At 54.2% G+C, this 3,423-nt stretch carries 4 protein-coding genes; all 4 read right to left on the bottom strand.

The genetic code is table 11. From position 1 onward, the window contains the following. On the bottom strand, nucleotides 1–180 hold a 180-nt coding region (locus tag PM2_RS28990), incomplete at its 3' end, for a hypothetical protein (RefSeq protein ID WP_042132626.1). Between the two features lie 166 nt (nucleotides 181–346). After that, nucleotides 347–1,801: an ArnT family glycosyltransferase gene (locus tag PM2_RS28985; RefSeq protein ID WP_004576008.1), complete on the bottom strand. Its 1,455-nt coding sequence runs from the start codon at nucleotides 1,799–1,801 to the stop codon at nucleotides 347–349. Then, the gene (locus tag PM2_RS28980) at nucleotides 1,795–2,778 is read right to left on the bottom strand and encodes a glycosyltransferase family 2 protein (protein WP_024718166.1); all 984 of its coding nucleotides are present in this window, start codon (nucleotides 2,776–2,778) and stop codon (nucleotides 1,795–1,797) included. The genes PM2_RS28985 and PM2_RS28980 overlap by 7 nt, the downstream gene beginning before the upstream one ends. Continuing rightward, a complete protein-coding gene (locus PM2_RS30575) occupies nucleotides 2,744–3,163 on the bottom strand; it encodes a GtrA family protein (protein ID WP_004576006.1) in 420 nt (139 codons plus the stop codon). The genes PM2_RS28980 and PM2_RS30575 overlap by 35 nt, the downstream gene beginning before the upstream one ends. Nucleotides 3,164–3,423: the final 260 nt, after the last annotated feature.

Below are 3,423 nucleotides of genomic sequence, written 5' to 3'. Positions count from 1 at the left end.
CACCTCCTCCTGAATCTGCCGGCCGACAGCGTCCACCTGCTCCACCAGTTCGTTCGACCTCTCCAGAACAGCGCTTGAGGTGAGCGTTTGCGAGGTCAGCTCATCGAGTTGGACAGTGAGTTTTTCAGTGCAGCGGCGAAAGTCACTGATAGCAATTGCCCAGGGTTCTATATCATTCATGGCTATCTCCTAGGGCGGCCAACAACGCCGCGCGGAATTAACGCGCTAGATATCAAAATTGTAATTTTAGAGAAGGTTCTTAGTCGCCCTCGACAGTGTTGTTCAAATGACGAAAGTAATCGACAAAAAAGCCAGGGTAAAAACCTGGCTTTTTTGTGCATGGAATTTAGCCTTCGTTCTTGCGAGGCGTTCCCGCATTGCTTTCTCCAGCCAGACCCTCGGCACCTTGTACGGTACGTTTCCAATGGCAAAGCAGGAGCTGGCTGGCGTTCGCTTCGGTGATCGGGGTGCAAGCCAGATCAGCGGGCAGACCATCCTTGCTGTCTCGCAAGCGTCTGGACAGATAGAACGAGCCATCCTGCGGCCACTGGGCAGGATCCTTGATGTTCTCGGACTTCCCGCTGCTGTAAAACTCCGATGAGTATGAGCGGCGGCCAGGATAGATCAGGGGAGCAGAGTGAGCGGTCTGCACATTCAGCCACGCTTGAACCACATCTCGCTGATTCTGTGGTCGCTCTTCTAGTACTCCGGCGTAGATGATGCCCGCACCGATGATTGGCAACACTAAAGCGCTCGCAGCGGAAGCCCAGGTGGTCTTCGGGCCAACTTCGCTGATCCGTGCGGACAGCAGCAATGCCCAAGCTGGCAGTGCAGGTAGCAGGTAGGTCCACAGAATGTTGCCAGCGAATGTGAAGAAGACCGGTGTCGCCAAGGCCCAGAGCCATAGGTAGGCTTCGAAGCGCTGCATCGATCCACGCTTGCGGATCAGCAGTGGTAGGAACAAGGCCCATGGAAGGAGCGACAATCCGAGCTGGATCCAGATGGTGCCATATGGCTTTGCATGAGCACTGCCATACAGGTCGCCCGCCCAGTTACTGACGACGTAGCGGCTCCAGTGCTCACCAACGAAGAAGTACTCCATGAAGCCGGGCGTTTTCATCTCGGCCGCGACATACCAAGGCACGGATATACCGAACATAAGCACAAGGCCGCTGATCCAGGGAAGCTTCAGTACCCGTCCCCATTCCTTGTAGATAACGAACCAGGCGAATGCCGGCGCCCCCATAAGCACCAGGGTCAGCGGCCCTTTGGCAAGCAAGCCCAGCCCGAGACCTGCGAACATCAGGTAGGCATCCGCCTTGCTGGCGCACTTCATCCAACGCCAGAAACCGTAGCTGGCCAGCAGAATCGAGAACGACAAAACAGGGTCAGTCAGCACAACACCGCTGGAGACCAGGCCAAGGGTGGTGCTGGAAAAGATAATGGCAGCCCAGATTCCGGCGTTACGAGAAATCTGCTGCGTGCCGAGTTTGATGATGATGAAACAGCTTGCCAAGTGCAGTAGCCACGCTGGGAAACGCGCAGCGAACTCGTTAACGCCGAAGACCGTCATGCTCGCGGCCTGGGTCCAGAAGGACAGCGGTGGCTTGCCCCAGAACGGTACCCCGTAATCGAACATAGGCGTGATCCAGTCATTCAACTCGACCATCTTGCGAGCCATTTCAGCGTAGCGAGCCTCCGATGTGTCCATCAATGGGTAGATGCCCAGCCCCACCAAACGCAATAGCAGTATCGAACCCAGGACCCACCACAGCGTCCTCTCGTTCTTCAGGCTCAGCATTTCTTACCCTCGATCGAAGCCATCGAAGGGTGGAGTGACACTGGATCCGCCTTGCTGCTGTGCTTCAGGAAATAGAGAGGCCGGCGCTTCACTTCCGCGAGTGTCACGCCAAGGTACTCCCCCACCATGGCGACACCGACGCACATGAATGAAGCCATTCCGACGAGCAGGTGATGGATGTCGAAACTGCCAGCCACGAGCGACGCAAGCATGTAGCAGATGCTGGAGACGAAAAGTCCGAAACTGATGAGGCTGAAGATGCGCAGCGGTTTGCGAGAGAAGCTGACGATACTCTCGATGGCCAGATTGAACAGGCCAGCTGCATTCCACTTGGTGCTTCCGGCATGGCGAACAGTACGATTGTAGGGTAGTTCGATGGTACGAAAGCCTACCCAGCCAATCATGCCTTTGAGAATCCTGGAGCGCTCGTCCAGCGCCCGCAGTGCTGCCAGCGGAGCAGGTCCAATCAATCGGAAATCACTGACATCGGTCGGCATGTCCACCTTCTCCACCAGGCGATGCATGACCCAGTAGTATGCCCGGGCACTCATGCGCTTAAACCACGAATCACCGATTCTCAGGTTACGCTGCATGTTCACCACGTCGTAGCCGCGTTGCCAGTAGTCCACCATGGCCGCGATGAGCTCTGGTGGGTCCTGCAGGTCGACATCAATGAAGATCAGCGCACTGCCACGGGCATGGTCTATCCCGGCGCTCAGTGCAGCCTCTTTGCCGAAGTTGCGACTCAGAGACAGGTAACGTACAGATGACCCATCCTGATAGTGGCGAAGAATGTCGGCCGTCCGGTCTTTACTGCCGTCGTCGACATAGAGGATTTCGCAGGAGACGGATAATCGCTTCACCACGCGGGTGATGCGCTGGTGGAACTCGGGGATGGTTTCCTCTTCCTCGAAGCAAGGGACCACAATGGTTAACAACGGATCAGGGCGCTCGGGAAAGCGATGTAATGTCTGCATGATTGAATGTCCAAAAACGATGTGCAATGAATCCAAGTGCAGTGAGGCTTAAGGTCACTACGATTTGGGAGATGAGAGGTGACAGATTCGACTTGATGAGGACCCACATACCCACGCCATTGCCGAAGTTTGTGGCTAACACGACCAGTGCAAACCTGACAGGCTGAAACTTACGAGAGCCATCTGCCACAAAACAGAGCGCCCGATTTCCAATAAAGCTTGCAATGGCTCCAACCATGCCGCCACAGATACTGGCCAGCAACGGAGTAGCGAACTCTGTCGTAACCAGCACCAGGAACACCGCATAATGGAATCCCGTTGCTATGAAGCCGATTCCCAGATAACGAATCAGTAAGTTAATAAGAGGTTTGGTTTGATTGTCCATTGCCAAAGCCTATGGAGGCAAAGGTGAAAAAATAGTGAAATAAATGTAAATGCGCAATTAGCTGGATCCATATATGGCAAGAAATAAAGTGGCGCACTACGATAGCACGGCACAATATCAAAGGGATTACTTGAAAATTACGCTTTCGAAATAAAAGGCTTCCGATAACGTATGCATGACCTGTGGATTACAATGTTGAAAGCATAAGGAAATGCTGGGCATCATTGAGATAGATTCCCCGAATTAAGGGGGACCTAAGG

The sequence above is a fragment of the Pseudomonas monteilii NBRC 103158 = DSM 14164 genome, from assembly GCF_000730605.1.
GTDB classification, from domain to species: Bacteria; Pseudomonadota; Gammaproteobacteria; order Pseudomonadales; family Pseudomonadaceae; genus Aquipseudomonas; species Aquipseudomonas monteilii.
Note: the sequence above shows the minus strand (reverse complement) of the source record. Positions and strands in the feature narration are given on the sequence as shown.

Coding starts and splice junctions, on each gene's coding strand:
- PM2_RS28985 (WP_004576008.1), bottom strand. CDS start 1,801: ATGCTGAGCCTGAAGAACGAGAGGACGCTGTGGTGGGTCCTGGGTTCG.
- PM2_RS28980 (WP_024718166.1), bottom strand. CDS start 2,778: ATGCAGACATTACATCGCTTTCCCGAGCGCCCTGATCCGTTGTTAACC.
- PM2_RS30575 (WP_004576006.1), bottom strand. CDS start 3,163: ATGGACAATCAAACCAAACCTCTTATTAACTTACTGATTCGTTATCTG.